16 protein-coding genes are annotated in these 18,786 nt (G+C 73.0%); 3 read left to right on the top strand and 13 right to left on the bottom strand.

The annotated features are described in order from the left end of the window. Positions 1-83: 83 nt before the first annotated feature. Genes ACFZB3_RS31155 through pdhA form a run of 3 tightly spaced genes read right to left on the bottom strand, consistent with a single transcriptional unit; the run spans position 84 to position 3,585 of the window. Positions 84-1,436, bottom strand: a complete 1,353-nt coding sequence (locus tag ACFZB3_RS31155; RefSeq protein ID WP_391381103.1) for a 2-oxo acid dehydrogenase subunit E2 — start codon at positions 1,434-1,436, stop codon at positions 84-86. Then, complete coding sequence (locus ACFZB3_RS31150) at positions 1,436-2,440, bottom strand: transketolase C-terminal domain-containing protein (protein ID WP_391381101.1); 1,005 nt, start codon at positions 2,438-2,440, stop codon at positions 1,436-1,438. The genes ACFZB3_RS31155 and ACFZB3_RS31150 overlap by 1 nt, the downstream gene beginning before the upstream one ends. Further along, positions 2,437-3,585 (bottom strand): pyruvate dehydrogenase (acetyl-transferring) E1 component subunit alpha, encoded by a 1,149-nt coding sequence (pdhA, locus tag ACFZB3_RS31145; protein ID WP_391381099.1) that lies wholly within the window; start codon positions 3,583-3,585, stop codon positions 2,437-2,439. The genes ACFZB3_RS31150 and pdhA overlap by 4 nt, the downstream gene beginning before the upstream one ends. 175 nt (positions 3,586-3,760) lie before the next feature. On the opposite strand from pdhA, the gene ACFZB3_RS31140 reads away from it, so the two are divergent. After that, positions 3,761-4,264 (top strand): Lrp/AsnC family transcriptional regulator, encoded by a 504-nt coding sequence (locus tag ACFZB3_RS31140; RefSeq protein ID WP_390045569.1) that lies wholly within the window; start codon positions 3,761-3,763, stop codon positions 4,262-4,264. Between the two features lie 22 nt (positions 4,265-4,286). Here the strand turns inward: ACFZB3_RS31140 and ACFZB3_RS31135 are convergent, their stop codons facing one another. Beyond that, positions 4,287-4,874 carry a TetR family transcriptional regulator gene (locus ACFZB3_RS31135; RefSeq protein WP_391381095.1) on the bottom strand — a complete coding sequence of 196 codons (588 nt, stop codon included), beginning with the start codon at positions 4,872-4,874 and terminating at the stop codon, positions 4,287-4,289. Continuing rightward, on the bottom strand, positions 4,871-6,385 hold the full coding sequence (locus ACFZB3_RS31130) for a 3-hydroxyacyl-CoA dehydrogenase (protein WP_391381093.1): 1,515 nt from the start codon (positions 6,383-6,385) through the stop codon (positions 4,871-4,873). Before ACFZB3_RS31130 ends, ACFZB3_RS31135 begins: the two co-directional genes overlap by 4 nt. A gap of 149 nt (positions 6,386-6,534) precedes the next feature. Between ACFZB3_RS31130 and paaN the strand changes: the two genes are divergently transcribed. Beyond that, a complete protein-coding gene (gene paaN / locus ACFZB3_RS31125) occupies positions 6,535-8,226 on the top strand; it encodes a phenylacetic acid degradation protein PaaN (RefSeq protein ID WP_391381091.1) in 1,692 nt (563 codons plus the stop codon). A gap of 189 nt (positions 8,227-8,415) precedes the next feature. On the opposite strand, the gene ACFZB3_RS31120 is transcribed toward paaN, so the two are convergent. From ACFZB3_RS31120 to pepN, 4 genes are all read right to left on the bottom strand, one after another. Then, the gene (locus tag ACFZB3_RS31120) at positions 8,416-9,150 is read right to left on the bottom strand and encodes a TrmH family RNA methyltransferase (RefSeq protein ID WP_391381089.1); all 735 of its coding nucleotides are present in this window, start codon (positions 9,148-9,150) and stop codon (positions 8,416-8,418) included. Continuing rightward, positions 9,147-10,358 (bottom strand): HTTM domain-containing protein, encoded by a 1,212-nt coding sequence (locus ACFZB3_RS31115; protein WP_391381086.1) that lies wholly within the window; start codon positions 10,356-10,358, stop codon positions 9,147-9,149. Before ACFZB3_RS31115 ends, ACFZB3_RS31120 begins: the two co-directional genes overlap by 4 nt. Further along, positions 10,355-11,146 carry a DUF5819 family protein gene (locus tag ACFZB3_RS31110; RefSeq protein ID WP_391381084.1) on the bottom strand — a complete coding sequence of 264 codons (792 nt, stop codon included), beginning with the start codon at positions 11,144-11,146 and terminating at the stop codon, positions 10,355-10,357. The genes ACFZB3_RS31115 and ACFZB3_RS31110 overlap by 4 nt, the downstream gene beginning before the upstream one ends. Positions 11,147-11,579: 433 nt before the next feature. Beyond that, positions 11,580-14,015, bottom strand: coding sequence for an aminopeptidase N (gene pepN / locus ACFZB3_RS31105; RefSeq protein ID WP_391381082.1), 2,436 nt, complete (start codon positions 14,013-14,015; stop codon positions 11,580-11,582). 161 nt (positions 14,016-14,176) lie between these two features. Between pepN and ACFZB3_RS31100 the strand changes: the two genes are divergently transcribed. Next, a complete protein-coding gene (locus tag ACFZB3_RS31100) occupies positions 14,177-15,322 on the top strand; it encodes an acyl-CoA dehydrogenase family protein (protein WP_391381080.1) in 1,146 nt (381 codons plus the stop codon). 102 nt (positions 15,323-15,424) lie between these two features. Here the strand turns inward: ACFZB3_RS31100 and ACFZB3_RS31095 are convergent, their stop codons facing one another. The 4 genes from ACFZB3_RS31095 to ACFZB3_RS31080 form a co-directional block, all read right to left on the bottom strand. Then, complete coding sequence (locus tag ACFZB3_RS31095; protein WP_391381452.1) at positions 15,425-15,754, bottom strand: rhodanese-like domain-containing protein; 330 nt, start codon at positions 15,752-15,754, stop codon at positions 15,425-15,427. Between the two features lie 49 nt (positions 15,755-15,803). Then, complete coding sequence (locus ACFZB3_RS31090; RefSeq protein ID WP_391381078.1) at positions 15,804-16,616, bottom strand: hypothetical protein; 813 nt, start codon at positions 16,614-16,616, stop codon at positions 15,804-15,806. A 9-nt stretch (positions 16,617-16,625) separates the two neighbouring features. After that, positions 16,626-17,090 (bottom strand): hypothetical protein, encoded by a 465-nt coding sequence (locus ACFZB3_RS31085; protein ID WP_391381076.1) that lies wholly within the window; start codon positions 17,088-17,090, stop codon positions 16,626-16,628. A 106-nt stretch (positions 17,091-17,196) separates the two neighbouring features. Further along, on the bottom strand, positions 17,197-18,660 hold the full coding sequence (locus ACFZB3_RS31080; protein WP_391381074.1) for a DUF2252 family protein: 1,464 nt from the start codon (positions 18,658-18,660) through the stop codon (positions 17,197-17,199). Positions 18,661-18,786 lie beyond the last annotated feature (126 nt).

Genomic DNA, 18,786 nt, shown 5'->3' with positions numbered 1-18,786 from the left:
GCGGGTCGTTCGTGGTTGATCGCGCAGTTCCGCCCCCGGCCTTCGGCCGGGGGTACCCCCAGCGCCCCTTCAGGTAGGGGTGCTCAAAGTGTCCTGAGAAGTACCGTCGGCTGTTCCACACAGTCGGCCACGTACCTCAGGAACCCTCCCGCTGTGCCGCCGTCGCAGACCCGGTGGTCGAAGGTCAGCGACAGCTGGACAACCTGGCGGACCGCCAACTCGCCTTCGTGGACCCAGGGCTTCGGGGTGATGCGGCCCACGCCGAGCATCGCCGCCTCGGGGTGGTTGATGATCGGGGTGGAGCCGTCGACGCCGAAGACCCCGTAGTTGTTGAGGGTGAAGGTGCCGCCGGTGAGGTCCGTGGGGGTGAGGGTGCCGGCGTGGGCCGACTCGGTCAGGCGGGCGAACTCCGCGGTCAGGGACACCGCGTCGCGGGTGTGGGCGTCGCGGACGACGGGGACGACCAGGCCCCGGTCGGTCTGGGCGGCGAAGCCCAGATGGACGTGGTCCAGCTGGACGATCTCGCGGGCCTCGACGTCGACGTAGGAGTTCAGCTCGGGGTGGCGGGCCAGGGCCGCGGTGCAGATCCGGGCGAGGAGCGCGAGGAGGGAGATCCTCGGGCCCGCCGCCGCGTTCATCGCGGTGCGGGCGCGCATCAGCTCGGTCGCGTCGGCGTCCACCCAGCAGGTCGCGTCGGGAATCTCCCGGCGGCTGCGGGAGAGCTTGTCGGCGACGGCGCCCCGGATGCCCTTGAGGGGTGTGCGGGTCCCGGCGGGGGCGTTCGGGGTGGTGGGCGCGGTCTTGGGGGCGGGGGCGGCGGCGCGGGCCGCGCTGACCCGCAGGGCGTCCTCGACGTCGGCGCGCAGGATCAGGCCGTCGGGACCGGAGCCGGAGAGCCGGCGCAGGTCCAGGTCGTTGTCCCGGGCGAGGCGGCGGACCAGCGGGGAGATCACCGGGACGGGGCCCTCGGTGAGCAGCGCGGGCGGTGCGGGCACGTGCGCATGCAGGGCCGGGGCCGCTTCCACGACGGCGGCGTGCGGCGGCGGTTGCGGGGCGGTGCCCCGGTCGGCCGTGCCGTTGGCCCGCTCCGGGGCGGCGTTGCGGACCCGGCGGCGGCGCGCCGGAGGCGTTCCCGTGCCGTATCCCACCAGGACGTTGCCGGAGCCCTCCGCCTCGGGGACGGTGGTGGCCTCGCCGACGGCGACCGTCAGGAGCGGGGCGCCGACGGGCAGTTCGGCGCCCTCCTCGCCGAAGCGGGCGGTGACCACACCGCCGTAGGGGCAGGGGACCTCGACCATCGCCTTGGCCGTCTCGACCTCGACGACCGGCTGGTCGATCGCGACGACCTCGCCGACCTGGACCAGCCAGGTGACGATCACCGCCTCGGTGAGCCCCTCCCCGAGGTCGGGCAGTTTGAACTCCAGCACCTGTGCCATCAGCCCTCGGCCTCCCACTGCAGACGCGCCACCGCGTCCAGGATGCGGTCGACGCCGGGCAGGTGGTGACGCTCCAGCATCGGCGGCGGGTAGGGAATGTCGAACCCGGCCACACGCAGCACCGGCGCCTCCAGGTGGTGGAAGCAGCGCTCGGTCACGCGTGCCGCGATCTCCCCTCCCGGTCCGCCGAACCCGCCCGACTCGTGTACGACGACCGCTCGCCCGGTGCGCCGCACGGAGGCGCAGACCGTCTCGTCGTCGAACGGCACCAGGGAGCGCAGGTCGACGACTTCCAGGTCCCAGCCCTCCGCCTGGGCGGCCTCGGCGGCTTCGAGGCAGACCGGTACGGACGGGCCGTAGGTGATGAGCGTGGCGCTGCGCCCGGTTCGGCGCACCACCGCGCGGCCGATGGGTTCAACGTCCGTCGGGTGCTCGGGGTTCCAGGTGTCCTTCGACCAGTAGAGGCGCTTGGGTTCGAGGAAGACGACCGGGTCGTCGGAGGCGATGGCCCGGCGCAGCAGGCCGTAGGCGTCAGCGACGGTGGCGGGGGTGACGACGTACAGGCCGGGGGTGGCCATGTAGTAGGCCTCGGAGGAGTCGCTGTGGTGCTCGACGCCGCCGATGCCGCCGCCGTAGGGGACGCGGACGGTGATCGGGAGGGGCATCCGGCCGCGGGTGCGGTTGCGCATCCGCGAGACATGGCTGATGAGTTGCTCGAAGGCGGGGTAGGCGAAGGCGTCGAACTGCATCTCCACGACCGGGCGCAGCCCGTACATGGCCATGCCGACGGCGGTGCCGAGGATGCCGGCCTCCGCGAGGGGGGTGTCGGTGCAGCGGGCCTCGCCGAACTCCTTGGCGAGGCCGTCGGTGACCCGGAAGACCCCGCCGAGGGTGCCGACGTCCTCGCCCATGACGTGCACGGCGGGGTCGGCGGCCATGGCGTCCCGCAGCGCGCGCGTGAGCGCCTGCGCCATGGTGGCGGGCTTGACGGCGACGGTCGTCATCGCGGCCCGCCTTCCTGGCCGTCCTGCTGCTCGGCCTCCAGCTCGGCGCGGAGCAGGGCGCGCTGTTCGCGCAGCTGTGTGGTGGTCTCGGCGTACACCTGGTCGAAGAGGTGCATGGGGTCGAGCTCGGGGTCGCGGTTCATGCGCTCGCGCAGGTCGGCGGCCATGGTCTCGGCGTCCTCGCGGGCGCGCCGGACGGTGTCCTCGTCGAGCAGGCCGCGGTCGGTCAGCTCGCGCTCCAGCAGGAGGATCGGGTCGTGGTCGCGCCAGGCGTCGACCTCGGTGTCGCCGCGGTAGCGGGTGGCGTCGTCGGCGTTGGTGTGGGCCTCGATCCGGTAGGTGACCGCCTCGACCAGGGTCGGGCCGCCGCCCTCGCGCGCGTGCCGCACGGCGTCGGCGAGGACCTCGTGCACGGCGGCCGCGTCGTTGCCGTCGACCAGGCGGCCCGGCATGCCGTATCCGACGGCCTTGTGGGCCAGGGAGGGCGCGGCGGTCTGCTTGGCGAGCGGGACGGAGATGGCGAAGCCGTTGTTCTGGACCAGGAAGACCACCGGGGCCTGCCAGACGGCGGCGAAGTTCAGCGCCTCGTGGAAGTCGCCCTCGCTGGTGCCGCCGTCGCCGACCATGGCGAGCGCGACCACGTCGTCGCCCTTGAGGCGGGCCGCGTGGGCGAGTCCGACGGCGTGCGGGAGCTGGGTGGCGAGGGGGGTGGAGAGCGGGGCCACCCGGTGCGCGTAGGGGTCGTAGCCGGTGTGCCAGTCGCCGCGCAGCAGGGTGAGCGCCTCGACGGGGTCCACGCCCCGGGCGATCACCGCGAGGGTGTCGCGGTAGCTGGGGAAGAGCCAGTCGCGCTCTTCGAGGGCGAGCGCGGCGGCGACCTCGCAGGCCTCCTGGCCGGTGCTGGAGGGATAGACGGCGAGGCGGCCCTGCTTGGTGAGGGCGGTCGCCTGTGCGTTGTACCTGCGGCCGCGCACGAGCTGGGTGTACAGCCGGCGCAGCAGCTCCGGGTCGGCCTTGGCGGCCGACTCCGTCCCGAGGACGCGGTACGGGCGCTCGTCGGGCAGCAGCGGCGCGGGGTCCGTCCGGGGCTGCCAGGCGGGCGGCGGCGACGGGCGGTATGCGCCGCGCTGCTCCATGACCGTCATGACGGCACCTCCTTGTGGGGGTGGCTACGGGAGACGGGTCGCCTGTGACCCGTCCCACCTACCGATTGTTCGGTCGTCGGCACATTTTGGCTACAGGCACCTCCAGGCTGTGGACAAACGGTTCTCCACAACCTGGAATGAACGCAGTACGTCCATGGTAGGGAGGCGGGGGGACATGGCACCTGAACAAATGGCCGAGGGCCCGCAGGACCGCGCCGCGCTGCCGCCCGCTCGCCCGCTGGACGCCATTGATCAGGACATCCTGCAGATCCTGCAGGCGGACGGCCGGGCGTCGATACGGTCGGTCGCCGAACGCGTCCATGTCTCGCGCGCCAACGCCTACGCGCGTATCAACCGGCTGGTCGAGGACGGGGTGATCCGCGGTTTCGGCGCGCGGGTGGACCATGAGCGGGCCGGCCAGGGCACCTCGGCGTACATCACGCTGAAGATCGTCCAGAACAGCTGGCGGACCGTGCGCGAGCAGCTGCGGCAGCTGCCCGGCGCCTCCCACATCGCCCTGGTGGGCGGGGACTTCGACGTCCTGCTCCTGGTGCACACGCCCGACAACCGGGCGCTGCGCGAGCTGGTGCTGACCCGGCTCCAGGCCATCCCCGAGGTGCTCAGCACCCGCACGCTGCTGGTGTTCGAGGAGGAGGACCTGGAGCCGGAGGACGGCTGAGGGCGGCTGAGGACAACTGGCGTCAGTGTGCGCGCAGGCCGGAGAAGACCAGCCGGACGACCGCGTCGCAGACCTCGCGCTCGCTCGCGCCGCGGCCGTCCGGGCGGTACCACTCCACGATCGAGTTGACCATGCCGAAGACCAGCCGGGTGGCGAGGCGCACCTCGACGTCACCGCGTATGTCGCCCTCGGCGGCGGCCGCCTTCAGCAGGTCGGCCACCCGGTGGTCGAAGTCCCGGCGCCGCTCCAGCGCCCACCGTTCGGTGCCGGTGTTGCCACGCACCCGCAGCAGCAGCGTCACGTACGGCAGTTCGGTGATCAGCACCTCGACCATGCGGCGTACGACGTGTTCCAGGCGGTCGGCGGCGGGGCCCACGCGCGCGTGCTCCTCGTCGAGGATCCCGAACAGGCCGTCCAGGGCCCGGCTGACCGCGCGGCGCAGCAGCTCCTCCTTGCCGGCGACGTGGTGGTAGATCGACGACTTGGAGATGCCGGCCGCCTTGGAGAGGTGCTCCATGGAGGTGCCGTCGTAGCCGCGCTCGTTGAAGACCTGGACGGCCACCGAGAGCAGGGTCTCGGGGGTGTAGGTGTCGCGCTTGGCGGTGGTCATGAGGCGCCCTCCCGCTTCTCGGTGGCGTAGGCGTGGCGGTAGAGCGCGAGGGAGGGCGCGTAGCGGCCACTCGGATCGCGCAGGTGCAGGTCGTCGAGGAGGTCGTAGGCGAAGTCGCGGCCCAGGCGGCGGCTCCACTCGAAGGGGCCGAGCGGGTAGTTGACGCCCAGGCGCATCGCGGTGTCGATGTCCTCCTCGGTGGCGACGCCCTTGGCGACGGCGTCGTGCGCGAGGTCGATGACCCGGGCCACCGTGCGGGCGACGATCATGCCGGGCACATCGCCGATGACGCTGACCTGCTTGCCGAGCGCCTGGAAGAGGCCGACGGCCTCGCCGAGGGTCTGGGGCAGGGTGTCGTGGCCCGCGGACAGGGCGATGCGGGTGGCGCGGCGGTAGTCGAGGGCGAGGTCGAAGTAGACGACGTCCCGGAACTCCACCGAGGTCTGGCCGTCGGCGAGGACCAGCTGGCCGCCGCTGGGCAGGACCAGGCGGGTGCCGTGGTCCTCGTCCTCCTCGCGGACCTGGATGCCGGCCTCGCGGATCATCGCGAGCAGCTCGGCCGCGGGGCCCAGGGTGCCCTCGGCGACGACGTAGGCGGGGCGGTCGGCGGGCTCGGCGGTGTGCGGCTCGACGGGCTCGGCGTCGTCCGCGTAGTCGTACCAGCCGTGCCCGGTCTTGCGGCCGAGCCTGCCGGACTCGACCAGCCGGCGCTGGGCCAGCGAGGGGGCGAACCTGACGTCCTGGAAGAACGCCTGCCACACGGAGTGGGTGACGGACTCGTTGACGTCCTGGCCGATCAGGTCGGTGAGTTCGAAGGCGCCCATCCGGAAGCCGCCGCACTCGCGCAGCACCGCGTCGATGGTGGCCGGGTCCGCGGCCTGCGCCTCGTGGACCGCGAACGCCTCGGCGTAGAAGGGCCGCGCGATGCGGTTGACGATGAAGCCGGGGGTGTCCGCGCAGGCGACCGGCGTCTTGCCCCAGGAGCGGGCGGTCTCGTACGCGCGCGTGGCCGACGTGACGTCGGTGGCGTACCCGGAGACGACCTCCACCAGCGGCAGCAGCGGGGCCGGGTTGAAGAAGTGCAGGCCGACCAGGCGGGAGGCGCTGCGCAGGGCGCCGCCGATGGCGGTCACCGACAGGGAGGAGGTGTTGGTGGCGAGCAGGCAGTCCTCGCCGACGATGTCCTCCAGGGCCCGGAACAGCTCCTGCTTGGCCTCCAGCCGCTCCAGCACGGCCTCCAGGACCAGCGTGCAGTCGGCGAACTCGGTGAGTTCGCCGGCGGGCAGCAGCCGGGCGCGGGCGGCGTCCCGGGCGGCGGCCGTCATCCGGTCCTTCTCGACGAGCCGGTCGAGGCGGGCGACGATCGCCGCGGCCGCCTCCCCGGCCCGCCCGGGGACGGCGTCGTACAGCCGGACGGGATGGCCCGCGACGAGTGCGACCTGGGCGATGCCCTGGCCCATGGTGCCGGTGCCGACGACTCCCACGGTGCTGCTGAGGTCGAGTGCTGTCATGTGCGCGATCCTCCCGCACGGGGTTTTCCACAGATGCGGCAGGCCCCCTTGTCCCGACCGATCGTTCGGTTACTCTAACTCTGTCCGGCCGTTTCCGCCCAGGTCATGAGCTTCAAGGGGAAGCTCATCAGACGAGGAGTTGGTCCCGCATGACCGCCGAACTCACCGTGCACGAGCTGATCGCCAAGCACCGGCCCACGCTTGACCAGGCGCTGGAGGCGATCCGCACGCGTGCGTACTGGTCCCCCCACCCCGAGCACCCCAAGGCCTACGGCGAGCACGGCAGCCTGGACGCGGCCGCGGGCAAGGCCGCCTTCGACGCCCTCCTCGGCAGCCGCATCGACCTCGGCCAGCCCGGCACCGACGACTGGACCGGCGGCGAGGTCTCCCCGTACGGCATCGAGCTGGGCGTGACCTACCCGCATGCCGACGTCGACACACTGCTGCCGGCGATGCGGGCCGGGCAGCGCGCGTGGCGCGACGCCGGCGCGGAGGCGCGCGCGGTGGTGTGCCTGGAGATCCTCAAGCGGATCAGCGACCGGACCCACGAGTTCGCGCACGCAGTCATGCACACCAGCGGCCAGGCCTTCATGATGGCGTTCCAGGCGGGCGGCCCGCACGCCCAGGACCGCGGTCTGGAGGCGGTGGCCTACGCCTACGCGGAGCAGGTCCGCACCCCCGACACCGCCGAGTGGAGCAAGCCGCAGGGCAAGCGCGACCCGCTCGCGCTGACGAAGACGTTCAAGCCGGTCCCGCGCGGCATCGCGCTGGTCATCGGCTGCAACACGTTCCCGACCTGGAACGGCTACCCGGGCCTGTTCGCCTCCCTCGCCACCGGCAACGCGGTCCTCGTGAAGCCGCACCCGCGCGCGGTGCTGCCGCTCGCCCTCACCGTGCAGGTCGCCCGCCAGGTCCTCACCGAGGCCGGCTTCGACCCGAACCTGGTGGCGCTGACGACGGAACACCCCGGCGAGGGCATCGCCAAGACGCTCGCGACCCGCCCCGAAATCAAGATCATCGACTACACCGGCTCGACCGCCTTCGGCGACTGGCTGGAGGCCAACGCCCGGCAGGCACAGGTGTACACCGAGAAGGCCGGCGTCAACACGGTCCTGGTCGAGTCGACCGACAACTACAAGGGCATGCTGTCCAACCTGGCCTTCTCGCTCTCCCTCTACAGCGGCCAGATGTGCACCACCCCGCAGAACCTGCTGATCCCCCGCGACGGCATCCGCACCGACGAGGGCCCCAGGACGTACGACGAGGTGGTCGCCGACATCGCCCGCGCGGTCGACGGTCTGCTCGGCGACGACGCCCGCGCGAACGCCCTGCTCGGCGCCATCGTCAACCCCGACGTCAAGGCCCGCCTGGAGGCCGCCGCCGGACTCGGCGAGGTCGCCCTCGCCTCCCGCGAGATCGCCAACCCCGAGTTCCCGGGCGCGGTCGTGCGCACACCGGTGATCGTCAAGCTGGACGGCGCCAAGCCGGACGACGAGGCCGCCTACATGAACGAGTGCTTCGGCCCGGTGTCCTTCGCCGTCGCCGTCGACTCCGCCACCGACGCCGTGGAGCTGCTGCGGCGGACGGTCCGCGACAAGGGCGCGATGACGGTCGGCGCGTACACGGTCGACGCCGACGTGGAGAGCGCGGTGGAGGAGGTCTGCCTGGAGGAGGCGGCCCAGCTGTCGCTGAACCTGGTGGGCGGGGTGTACGTCAACCAGACGGCCGCCTTCTCCGACTTCCACGGCTCGGGCGGCAACCCGGCGGCGAACGCCGCACTGTGCGACGGGGCGTTCGTGGCGAACCGGTTCCGGGTGATCGAGGTGCGCAGGGAGGCGTAGGCGCGCGGGGCGCGCGACCGGCCGACGTCAGCGGCAGCCACCCGTCCTGGCTGTCGCCGACTCGGCGACTTCTTTGGCCGCCGCAACGGTACCCGCCTTGGTAGCGGACGACCGTTGGACGGGTGCGGCGCCGTCGGGGCTGGTCACGCAGTTCCCCGCGCCCCTGAGCGGCGCCTCGGTCCAGCCCCCTTACAAAGCGCTCCAGTGGTACAAGGTCATCGCCACGCTCGTTGCCAGGTTGTAGCTGCTCACCTGCGGACGCATCGGCAGTCGCAGCAAGTGGTCGGCTCGCGCGCGGAGGTCGGCCGAGAGTCCCGTCCGCTCGGAACCGAAGGCGAGGATCGCGTCGTCGGGGAGCTTCACCGCGCGGATGTCCTCGCCCTCCGGGTCGAGCGCGTACAGCGGGCCCTCCGGCAGCTCGGCCACAGCCATCCGTTCCACCGCCGTCGCGAAGTGGAGGCCCGCGCCGCCGCGGACGACCGTCGGGTGCCAGGGGTCGAGGGGGCCGGTCGTGATGACGCCGGTCGCCCCGAAGCCCGCCGCGAGGCGGATCACCGCACCCGCGTTGCCCAGGTTGCGCGGCTCGTCGAGGACCACGACCGGGGCCGTGCGCGGGACGCGGGCCAGCTCGCGCAGGTTGGCCTCGCGGGACGGCCGTACGGCCAGGGCGGCCACGGCCGTGGGGTGCGGGCGCGGGACGAGGGACGCGTACGTCTGCGCGGGCACCTCCGTCAGCAACCCGGCCAGCGCCTCCCGGACGTCCGGCGCCAGCTCCTCGGCGAGGGCCAGCGCCGCCGCCCGGTCCGCCGTGACCGCCACCGGCACCTGCGCGCCGAAGCGCAGCGCGTGCTTGAGGGCGTGGAAGCCGTCGAGGAGTACTGCCGAGCCGGCCAGCCGCGCCCAGTGGTCCAGGGGGTCGGTCATGCCCCGAAGCCTACGCGGGGCTGTTCGTCGGCCTCCGGGAACCGTTGCGCGGGCAGCTCGGGGCCGGTCCGGCGGAGAACACGGTCACGCGCGCGTGCCGCCCAGCCGCCGATCCGGTGCAGGAAGGGAGTCGGCAGGAAGACGGAGTCCGCCGCGATCATGGCCAGCGAGAAGAAGGGCAGGCCGAGGACGACCGCGATCACCGCGTGCTCGGTCATCATCACGGCCAGCAGCACGTTCTTGACCCGCCGGTTGAACAGCGTGAACGGGAAGGCGACCTGCACGATGACCGTCCCGTAGGTCACCAGCATCACCATCGTGCCGTTGGCGGACAGCAGGTCGGCGAGGGCCGGCCAGGGCGAGAAGTAGTCCAGGTGGAGCGGGTAGTAGACGGCGGTGCCGTCCTGCCAGCGGGAGCCCTGGATCTTGTACCAGCCGGCGGTGGCGTAGATCAGGCAGGCCTCGGCCATGATCACGAACAGTGCGCCGTTGTGCAGGATGTTCGCGACGACGTCGAGCAGGATCCGGGGCTCGGACGTGCGCCCCCGGCGGCCGGCCGCCCACCACAGGGCGGTGCCCGCCCAGGTCGCCCACAGCACGGCCGGGACCAGCCAGCCGCCGCCGGTGCGGCCGGTGAGGGCCGCGGCGAGCAGGACGAGACCCGACACCGCCCACAGGACGGGGCCCGCCACGTCGGGGGCCACGCGTTCGCCACGCGCGCGTGCGGCGCTCACGCGGGCCGCCCGGCGCGCGTCCAGGGACCACACCTGGCCGCAGCGCGTGAACACCAGGTAGAAGGACATCAGATGCAGCACGTTGTCGCCGCCGTCGCCCACGAAGACGCTGCGGTTCTGCAGGGACAGCACGCCGATCATGAAGAACAGGGACATGGCCCGGGTCCGCCAGCCCACCAGCAGCAGGGCACTCGCGACGACGGCGAGGAAGTAGAAGACCTCGAAGAAGGCCTGGCTGTCGGAGGCCAGCAGCGCCGTGAAGGCGTGGTTGTCGGCGGTCAGCTGCTGGGCGAGGTCGAAGCTCCAGGTGCCGTGCGGACCGTACAGTTCCTGGCGGTGCGGGTACTCGCGCAGCAGGAACAGCAGCCAGGTGGCGGCGAAGCCGATGCGGACGACGGCCGTCTGGTACGGGCCGAGCGCCGCCTCGGTGACCCGGGCGATGGCGCGGGACAGGCAGAGGGCGAGACGGTTCACCGCACACCGCCGTTCGCTTCGTCCGCCGTGACCGTCCACCAGGGCAGCACCCGGTAGACGGGCGTGTCGGAGACCTTCTCTCCGCTCCACTTCGGCGGGGTCACGTTGGTGGTGCTGGAGCGGACCTGCACGCGCTCGATGGTGCCCTTCCGGCTCGTGGCGTCCCCCTTGTACATACGCATCACGACGATCCGCCGCAGGTACTGCTCGGACAGGGAGCCGCGCAGGCCGATCGGCCGGTTGTCGGCGCCGTGTGTGGAGGTGAAGAAGTCCCAGGCCCGGCGCAGCTCGTTCTGCACGGTGTGGCTGGGCACCAGGCTGCCGTCGATGGCCCGGCCGTCCTGTGCGGACAGGTCGTTCCAGCCGGTGGTGGTCGTGGTGCCGTCCGGCAGCAGCACGTCGGCGCGGACCTGAACGGCGATGTTCTGCTGCAGCGGGTTCGGCGCGAACAGCTTCCAGTTCTGTTCGAACTCCGGGTACACCCAGCCCTCGATCGCCTTGCCGTGCTGCTTGGTCACCGTGTTCGCCGGTGCCAGGCTCAGGAACACCATCCCGAGGTGCACACAGGCGGTGACCGCGACCAGGGCGAGGGCGAGGGCCGCGCCGACCTGGTAGCGGGGGGACAGGGCGGCGACGCCGGTCCGCGGGAGGGCACCGGTCTCTGCCGGCAGGGCCGGGGGGCCGGGGGCCGGGCGGGCCGGTGGGGCGGGCTCCGGCTCCGCACGCGTCCCGCTCGGGGCGTCCGGCCCGTGCCGGGCGTCCACGCCCTCGTCGTACGCGTCGTCCATGCCGCCCCGTTCCCCGATTCCGCCGCGTCGTCCGGGCGGCCGCCGATCGGGCGCCGCCCGGTGTGCCGCTGCCCGGCACTCGCACGGAACGGTACTCAGCACCGGCCACCGGGCGCAGCCCCGGGGACCAGGCCGACGGCGTGGCCATCACCACTCCGGGACCACTCCGGGACCACTCCGGCGCCACTCCGGGCTCGGCCGTCGATCCTTCCGATCCAGGGCATCCGAGCCCACAGCTCGATATCACCCCAGGTCACACAGTGCCCCAGGGTGCCCACCAGCCACGCTTCCGCGAGTTTTCCACAGGTCCCGCCCGAGGTTTTCCACAGGGGTTGATCGTCGGCACGGGCACGGCGACCATGGGATCGACCGGAACCGAACGATCGGACGGGACCCCGGCCGGCCTTCGCCGACCGGGCCTCCCCGCCCGGGGTCAGGCGTTCGCGACCCGGGCGCCGAGCATGCGGCGGACGGCGTCCGCGCGTTCCAGGAGGGTGTTGCGGACGACGGGGGCGGCTTCCCGGGCCGCCCGACGGGCCTTCTCCAGGTACGCGGCATCGACGGCGTACGGCGGGAAGAGATGGGAGGCGTAGGTCATCGCCGGGATCATGCCGCCCTGGTGCAGTTCGGGGACCGCGGCCAGGTAGCGCTCGGCGTAGGGGGCGAGCAGGGCGTCCTGGCCGGGGCGCCAGAAGGCGGCCGCCACCTGGGAGACCGCCGCGACGGGCACCTCGCGGTCCATGACCAGCCGCTGCCAGACCTCGGCCTTCGCGGCCGGGTCGGGCAGGGCGGCCCGGACGGTGAGGGCGCGGACCCAGGCGTCGGGGTCGGTGTCGCGTTCGAGCAGGGCGGCGGACTCGGCGCTGACGTCGCCGCCGAGTTCGGCCTCGCGGACGAGGGCACGCCAGCGCAGGTCGACGTCGTCGCCGGCCTGCTCGCGGAGCCAGGCCAGGTCCTCGGCGCCGGTCGCGGTGCGGGCGAGGCCGCGCAGGGCGACCCGGCGACGGCCCGGATCGGCGGCGAGCTGCCGGCAGGCCGCGGCCACGGCCACGGTCAGCGCGGGGCGTTCGGCGGGCGGGGCCCAGAGTTCGGCGATGTTGGTGACGAGGGTCAGGTAGGGCTCGATCACGGCGTCGGACGTCTCGGCCGCGAGGACCGCGGTGAGGCAGTGGCCGGCCTCGGCCGCCGTGGCCTCGCCGGACGTGAGCATGTCCCAGACCGTGGTGGCGGCCACGCCCCGGGAGATGGCGGTGGGCAGCCGGCCCGCCGCGCGGAAGAGGGCATCCCGGGCGGCGGGGTCCGGGCGGGTGGTGGCGAAGGTGAGGTCGTCGTCGTTGACCAGAAGGAGGTCGGACGTGGCGGGAAGGCCGGTGACCGGGGTGCGGGCCTCGGTGACCTCGACGCGGACCAGCGCGGTGCGTTCCAGGGCGTCGCCCGCGCGGTCGTACGCGCCGACCGCGAGGACCTGGGGGCGCGGGCTGCCGTCGGCGAGCAGCGTGACGGTGTCGCCGTCGTGCTCCAGCGTGAAGCGGTCGGTGCCGGCGCTCTCCAGCCAGGCCTTGCGCCAGCCGGTCAGGTCGCGGCCACTGGCCTCGGCGAGGGCGTCGATCAGGTCCTGGAGGGTGGTGGTGCCCCAGGCGTGCCGGGCGAAGTAGGCGGCCATGCCGGTGCGGAAGCGGTCCTCGCCGACGTAGGTCATCAGCTGGAGGAGAACGGAGGCGCCCTTGGGGTAGGTGATGTTGTCGAAGATCGACGCGGCCTGGGCCACGTCGTGGATGGGCTGGTGGATGGGGTGCGAGACAGGGCCCTGGTCGGAGAGGTACGCCCTGACCTTGCCGCCCAGCAGGTGGCCCGCCCAGGCGTCGGTGTAGCGGGTGGCGCCCTCGGCGGCCCAGTGGCAGGCGAACTCGGCGAAGGCCTCGTTCAGCCAGAGGTCGTCCCACCAGCGCATGGTGACGATGTTGCCGAACCACATGTGCGCCATCTCGTGCAGCAGCACCACCGCGAGCAGCTCGCGCTCGGCGGGCGTCGGCTCGGCCCGCCGCAGGAAGGAGTCCGACCAGGTCACGCAGCCGTAGTTCTCCATCGCGCCGCCGAACTCGGGCATGAAGACCTGGTCGTACTTGCGCTGCGGGAAGGGCATCGCGAAGGCCTCGGCGTAGAAGGCGAGGCCCTGGCGGGTGAGGGTGAAGATTTCGTCGGCGTCGCGTTCCAGGATCTCGGCGAGCGAGCGGCGGGCGTAGATGCCGAGGTCGTGGCCGTCGGCCTCGCGGCGGATCCCGTGGAAGGGGCCGGCGTTGACGACGGTGTTGTACACGGACAGCGGCGGGGTGTCCGGGAAGCTCCAGCGGCGGGCCGCGCCCTGCTCCTCGATCCGCGGGTCACCGGAGTTGCTGAGGACGGTCCAGGCGGCCGGGGCCGTGACGGTGAAGGCGTGCGGGGCCTTGAGGTCGGGCTGGTCGAAGCAGGCCCAGACGAACCGGGCCTCGTCGGGCTCGAAGCTCGTCCACACGTACACCTCGCCGTCGGCGGGGTCGGTGGCCTTGTGCACGCCCTCACCGGCGACGGTGTCGGCCTGGACGCTCTCGACGCGCAGCACGTTGTGCGCGGCGAGGCCGGGCAGCGGGATCCGGCCGTCGCCGGAGGGGGTGAGGGGGCTGCCGTTCAGGGTGGCGGCGCGGACCTCGGCCGCACAGTCGACGAAGGTCTCCGCACCCGGCTCGGAGCAGCTGAAGGTGACCGTGGAGACGCAGCGGAGCTCCGTTCCGTCGGGGAGTGCGGTGAGGTCGATGTCCACGTCGTACCGCTCGACCGTGATCAGTGCGGCCCGGCGTTCGGCCTCGGTACGGGTCAGGCTGCGGATCCCCATGTGTCCTCCCTCGTGTGTCCGTCCCCCATCGGCGGACAGCGGCCGTCAGCCTACGACGGGAAGAGCTGGTGACCGCAGGGGTTTTGGGTTCCCTTCTTCTAGAACCTGTTCTATCTTGACGGACCGTCAGATCAGCGGGGACCCGCCGGGAGGACAGAACCGTGGACTTCACCTTCACCGAGGAGCAGTTGGCGGCGGCCGAGGCGGCGCGCGGGGTGTTCGCCGGGGTGGCGCCGGACGCGGTGCCGAGCCCGGCGCTGACCACCGGTGCCGTGGCCGAGGGCTTCGACCGGGAACTGTGGGACAGGCTGGCGGGCGCGGATCTGCTGAGTCTGCTGCTGGGCGAGGAGTACGGCGGCGCCGGTCTGGACGCCATCGCGCTCTGCCTGGTGCTGCGCGAGTCGGCGAAGGTGCTGGCCAGGGTGCCGCTGCTGGAGCACAGCGCGGCCCTGGCGGCCGTGCAGAAGTACGGGACGGCGGAGTTGCGGGACCGGCTGGCGGCGCGGGCGGGGCGGGGCGAACCGGTGCTGACCGTCGCCGCGAGCGGACGCACCGGGCACGACCCCGCCGAACTGGCGGTGACCGCGCGGCGGGACGGCGGCACCTGGGTGCTGGACGGGGTGCAGACGGCGGTGCCGTGGGCGTACGACGCCGGCCTCGTCGTCGTACCGGCGCGCACCGAGTCGGACCGGAGCGTGCTGGCGCTGGTGGCACCGGGCGGCGAGGGGGCCGCGGCCGGGGTCACGGTCGCCGAGCAGGTGTCGACCAGCGGTGAGCGGCTCGGGGAGCTGCGGCTGGCGTCGGCGCGGGTCGCGGGGCGGGACGTGGTGACGGCGGAGGGGGCCTGGGAGTGGCTGCGGCAGCTGCTGGTGACCGGGACGTGTGCGCTGGCGCTCGGCATGGGTGAGCGGGTGCTGCGGATGACCGGCGAGTACGCCGGGAAGCGGGAGCAGTTCGGGTATCCGATCGCCACGTTCCAGGCGGTGGCCGTGCAGGCCGCCGACCGGTACATCGACCTGCGGGCCATGGAGGCGACCCTGTGGCAGGCGGCGTGGCGGATCGCGTCGGGCGCGTCCGGGGCGCTGCCGGCCGCCGGGGACGTGGCGGTGGCGAAGATCTGGGCGGCCGAGGGGGTGCGGCGGGTGGTGCAGACCGCGCAGCACCTGCACGGGGGGTTCGGCGCCGACACGGAGTACGCCCTGCACCGGTATCACGCGTGGGCGAAGCAGATCGAGCTGGCGCTCGGGGCGGCCGGGCTCCATGAGGAGGCGTTGGGGGATCTGCTCGCCGCGCATCCACTGGGGTAGGGCATGGGAAAGGGAGCGCTCGGTCGTATGTGATCCGCGGGCCGGACGGGGCGGGTCGCGCCGTTCCCCGCGCCCCTGCAGGGGCGCTTCGGCACGGCCTTCTCAGACCACGAACCCCGACTCGCCGGTCTCCGTCACGACCTCACGGCCCGCTGCCTGCCACACCTGCATGCCGCCGTCCACGTTCACGGCGTCGATGCCCTGCTGGACCAGGTACATGGTGACCTGGGCCGAGCGGCCGCCGGAGCGGCAGATGACGTGCACGCGGGCGTCCTGGGGGGCCGCCTCGGTGAGCTCGCCGTAGCGGGCCACGAACTCGCTGATCGGGATGTGCAGGGCGCCGGCCGCGTGGCCCGCCTCCCATTCGTCGTCCTCGCGGACGTCCAGCAGGAAGTCGCCGTCCTTGAGGTCCGCGACCTCGACCGTGGGCACACGCGCTGCGAAGTTCATGTCCCCGACGCTACCCGACCGGAGCGGAGGACTACTCCTGGGTCAGCAGGGCCGCCAGTTCCGCCTCGCGTTCGGTCACGTCCTTCCGGAGCCGCTCGGCGATCTCGTCGAGCAGGCCGTCCGGGTCGTCGGGGGCGAGCCGGAGCAGACCGGCGATCGGGCCGTTCTCCAGTTCCTTGGCGACCAAGCCGAGCAGTTCCTTGCGCTCGGAGAGCCATTCCAGGCGGGCGTACAGCTCCTCGGCCCGGCTGGGCCTGCGCTCCGGCGGGACCGGGCCGGCCGCCCACTCCTCGGCCAGCTCGCGCAGCAGGGCCTCGTCGCCGCGGGCGTAGGCCGCGTTGACCCGGCTCAGGAACTCCTCGCGCCGCTGCTGCTCGGCCTCGTCCTGCACCAGGTCGGGGTGGGCCTTGCGGGCCAGCTCGCGGTAGAGCCGGCGGGCCTCCTCGCTGGGGCGGACCCGCTGCGGAGGCCGGACCTCCTGCTCGGTGAGCATCGCGACGGCCTCCGGGAACAGGCCGTCGCCGTCCATCCAGCCGTGCAGCAGCTCCTCGACACCGGGGATGGGCAGGACCCGGGCCCGGGCCTCCTCGGCGGCGCGGATGTCCTCGGGGTCGCCGGTGCGGGCGGCCTTGGCCTCGGCGATCCGCGCGTCCAGCTCCTCGATGCGGAGGTAGAGGGGGCCGAGTTTCTGTTCGTGCAGGCGGGAGAAGTTCTCCACCTCGACGCGGAAGGTCTCGACCGCGATCTCGTACTCGATCAACGCCTGCTCGGCGGCCCGCACGGCCTGCTCCAGCCGTTCCTCGGGCCGCGGTGCCTGGGACTGCTCAGCTTCCGGGGTCGTCACCCGACCAGCCTAGGGCCTGTCGCCGTCGTCGGTGGCCGGGACCCACTCGGCGACCAGATCGGTGCAGGCCACGACGAGAGTGCCGGGGCGGCAGGCGACCTCGTGGGTGCAGCCGCCGGGGTGCGGGAGGATCTCGTCGAGGATCACCTCGCCGAGCGAGGTGAGGTCGCAGGCGCCCAGGATGTCCGTCTGGAAGCGGGAGACGCCCGTGTAGCGGACGATCAGGTCCTCGTCGTGCTTGAAGCAGTTGTGGCGGAAGCGGATCTCCATGCCGGCGGGGGCCGTGCGGCGCATGTCCAGCGGGCGCAGGTCCTTCACGCAGCGGCGGCCGCCGAACTCGTAGTGGCGCGGGTCGGTGGCGAAGGCGCGGGCGCCGGGCGGCAGCCCGACGGCCAGTTCCGGCAGCCGCGCCAGATAGGGGCCGGGGTCGATGGAGACCGCTGCCGCGCCCTCGTCTATTTCGACGTACTTCACATCGGCACCTCTTCGAACATCGGCACCTCTCCGAACATCGGCACCTCTCCGACGGCCGTCGGTCCGAGGCCGGAGGCAGGCCGCCCGGGGCGGGCTGTCACGCGGATCACACCCCGAGCTCCGCCGCCGTCCGTCCCGCCCGCACCGCGGTCACCAGTTCCTCGTGGTCCGCTTCCGTGCGGTCGGCGTAGGTCACCGCGAACGCGGCGATCGCCTCGTCCAGCTCCTCGCTCTTGCCGCAGTAGCCGGCGATCAGGCGCGGGTCGGCGCTGTGCGAGTGGGCGCGGGCCAGCAGGGCCCCGGTCATCCGTCCGTAGTCGTCGATCTGGTCGGGGGACAGAGCGGCCGGGTCGACGCTGCCCTTGCGGTTGCGGAACTGGCGGACCTGGAACGGGCGGCCGTCCACCGTGGTCCAGCCGAGCAAAATGTCGCTGACCACCTGCATCCGCTTCTGGCCGAGGACCACCCGGCGGCCCTCGTGGTCGACGGCCGGCGTCTCGAAGCCGGCCGTGGCGAGATGGGGGACGAGCGCGGACGGGCGGGCCTCCTTGACCTGGAGGATCAGCGGCTCGCCGCGGTGGTCGAGGAGGAGGACGACGTAGGAGCGGGTGCCGACGCTGCCGGTGCCGACTATCCGGAAGGCGACGTCGTGCGGGGTGTGCCGGGCGAGCAGTGGGTGGCGGTCCTCGGAGAGCGTGGTCACGTAGTGCTCCAGGGCGGCGGTGACCGCCTCCGCCTCCGCGTCCGGGACCCGGCGCAGCACCGGCGCGGCGTCCACGAAGCGGCGGCCGCCGTCCTCGGTGGGCTCGGTGGAGCGGGCCGCGAACCGGCCGCTGGTGTTGGCGCGGGCCTTCTCCGAAACCCGGCGCAGGGTGCCGATCATGTCGTGGGCGTCGGAGTGGGAGACCAGCTCCTCGTCCGCGATCGCGTTCCACGCGTCCAGCACCGGGAGCTTGGCCAGCAGGCGCATGGTGCGGCGGTAGGCGCCGGCCGCGTCACCCGCGGCCTTGCGGCACATGTCCTCGTCGGCGCCCGCCTCCCGGCCGGCCAGCACCAGGGAGGCGGCGAGCCGCTTCAGATCCCACTCCCAGGGGCCGAGCACCGTCTCGTCGAAGTCGTTCAGGTCGATGACGAGGTCGCCGCGAGGGTCGCCGTACAGGCCGAAGTTGGCCGCGTGGGCGTCGCCGCAGATCTGGGTGGCGATCCTGGTCATCGGGGTGCGGGCCAGGTCGTGCGCCATCAGGCCGGCCGAGCCGCGCAGGAACGCGAAGGGGCTGGCCGCCATTCTCCCGACCCTTATCGGGATCAGCTCCGGGATGCGGTCCCGGTTGGACTCCTCGACCGCGCGGACCGCGTCGGGACGGGAGCCGTCCAGGTCCAGGGCGTCATGGCTGCGGCGCGGCACCGCCGAACGCAGCGCCTTGCCCTCCTCCTTGGGGGAGCCCTGCGAAGGCCACTGCGCAAAGCCCTTCGGCGCGGGCAGCTTGCGCCCGCCGGCCGCCGTCGGCTCTTCCACTCCGGTCACGTCGACCGCCTCCCCCGTACTCCACGCACGCACACGCACGAACATCAACTCGTGGAGACGGTACAGGTGGGGGCCGAAAGCCGTCAGACCCTGTGGATAACTTCGGGGTGGTTTGGGGAGGGTGGGCAGCCGTCGTCGCACATCTGCGGGGCGGTGGGGGTTGTTCGCGCG

The organism is Streptomyces sp. NPDC008092 (assembly GCF_042957285.1).
Classification (GTDB): Bacteria; Actinomycetota; Actinomycetes; order Streptomycetales; family Streptomycetaceae; genus Streptomyces.
The sequence above is the reverse complement of the archived record's forward strand: the minus strand, read 5'-3'. Positions and strand labels throughout refer to the sequence as shown.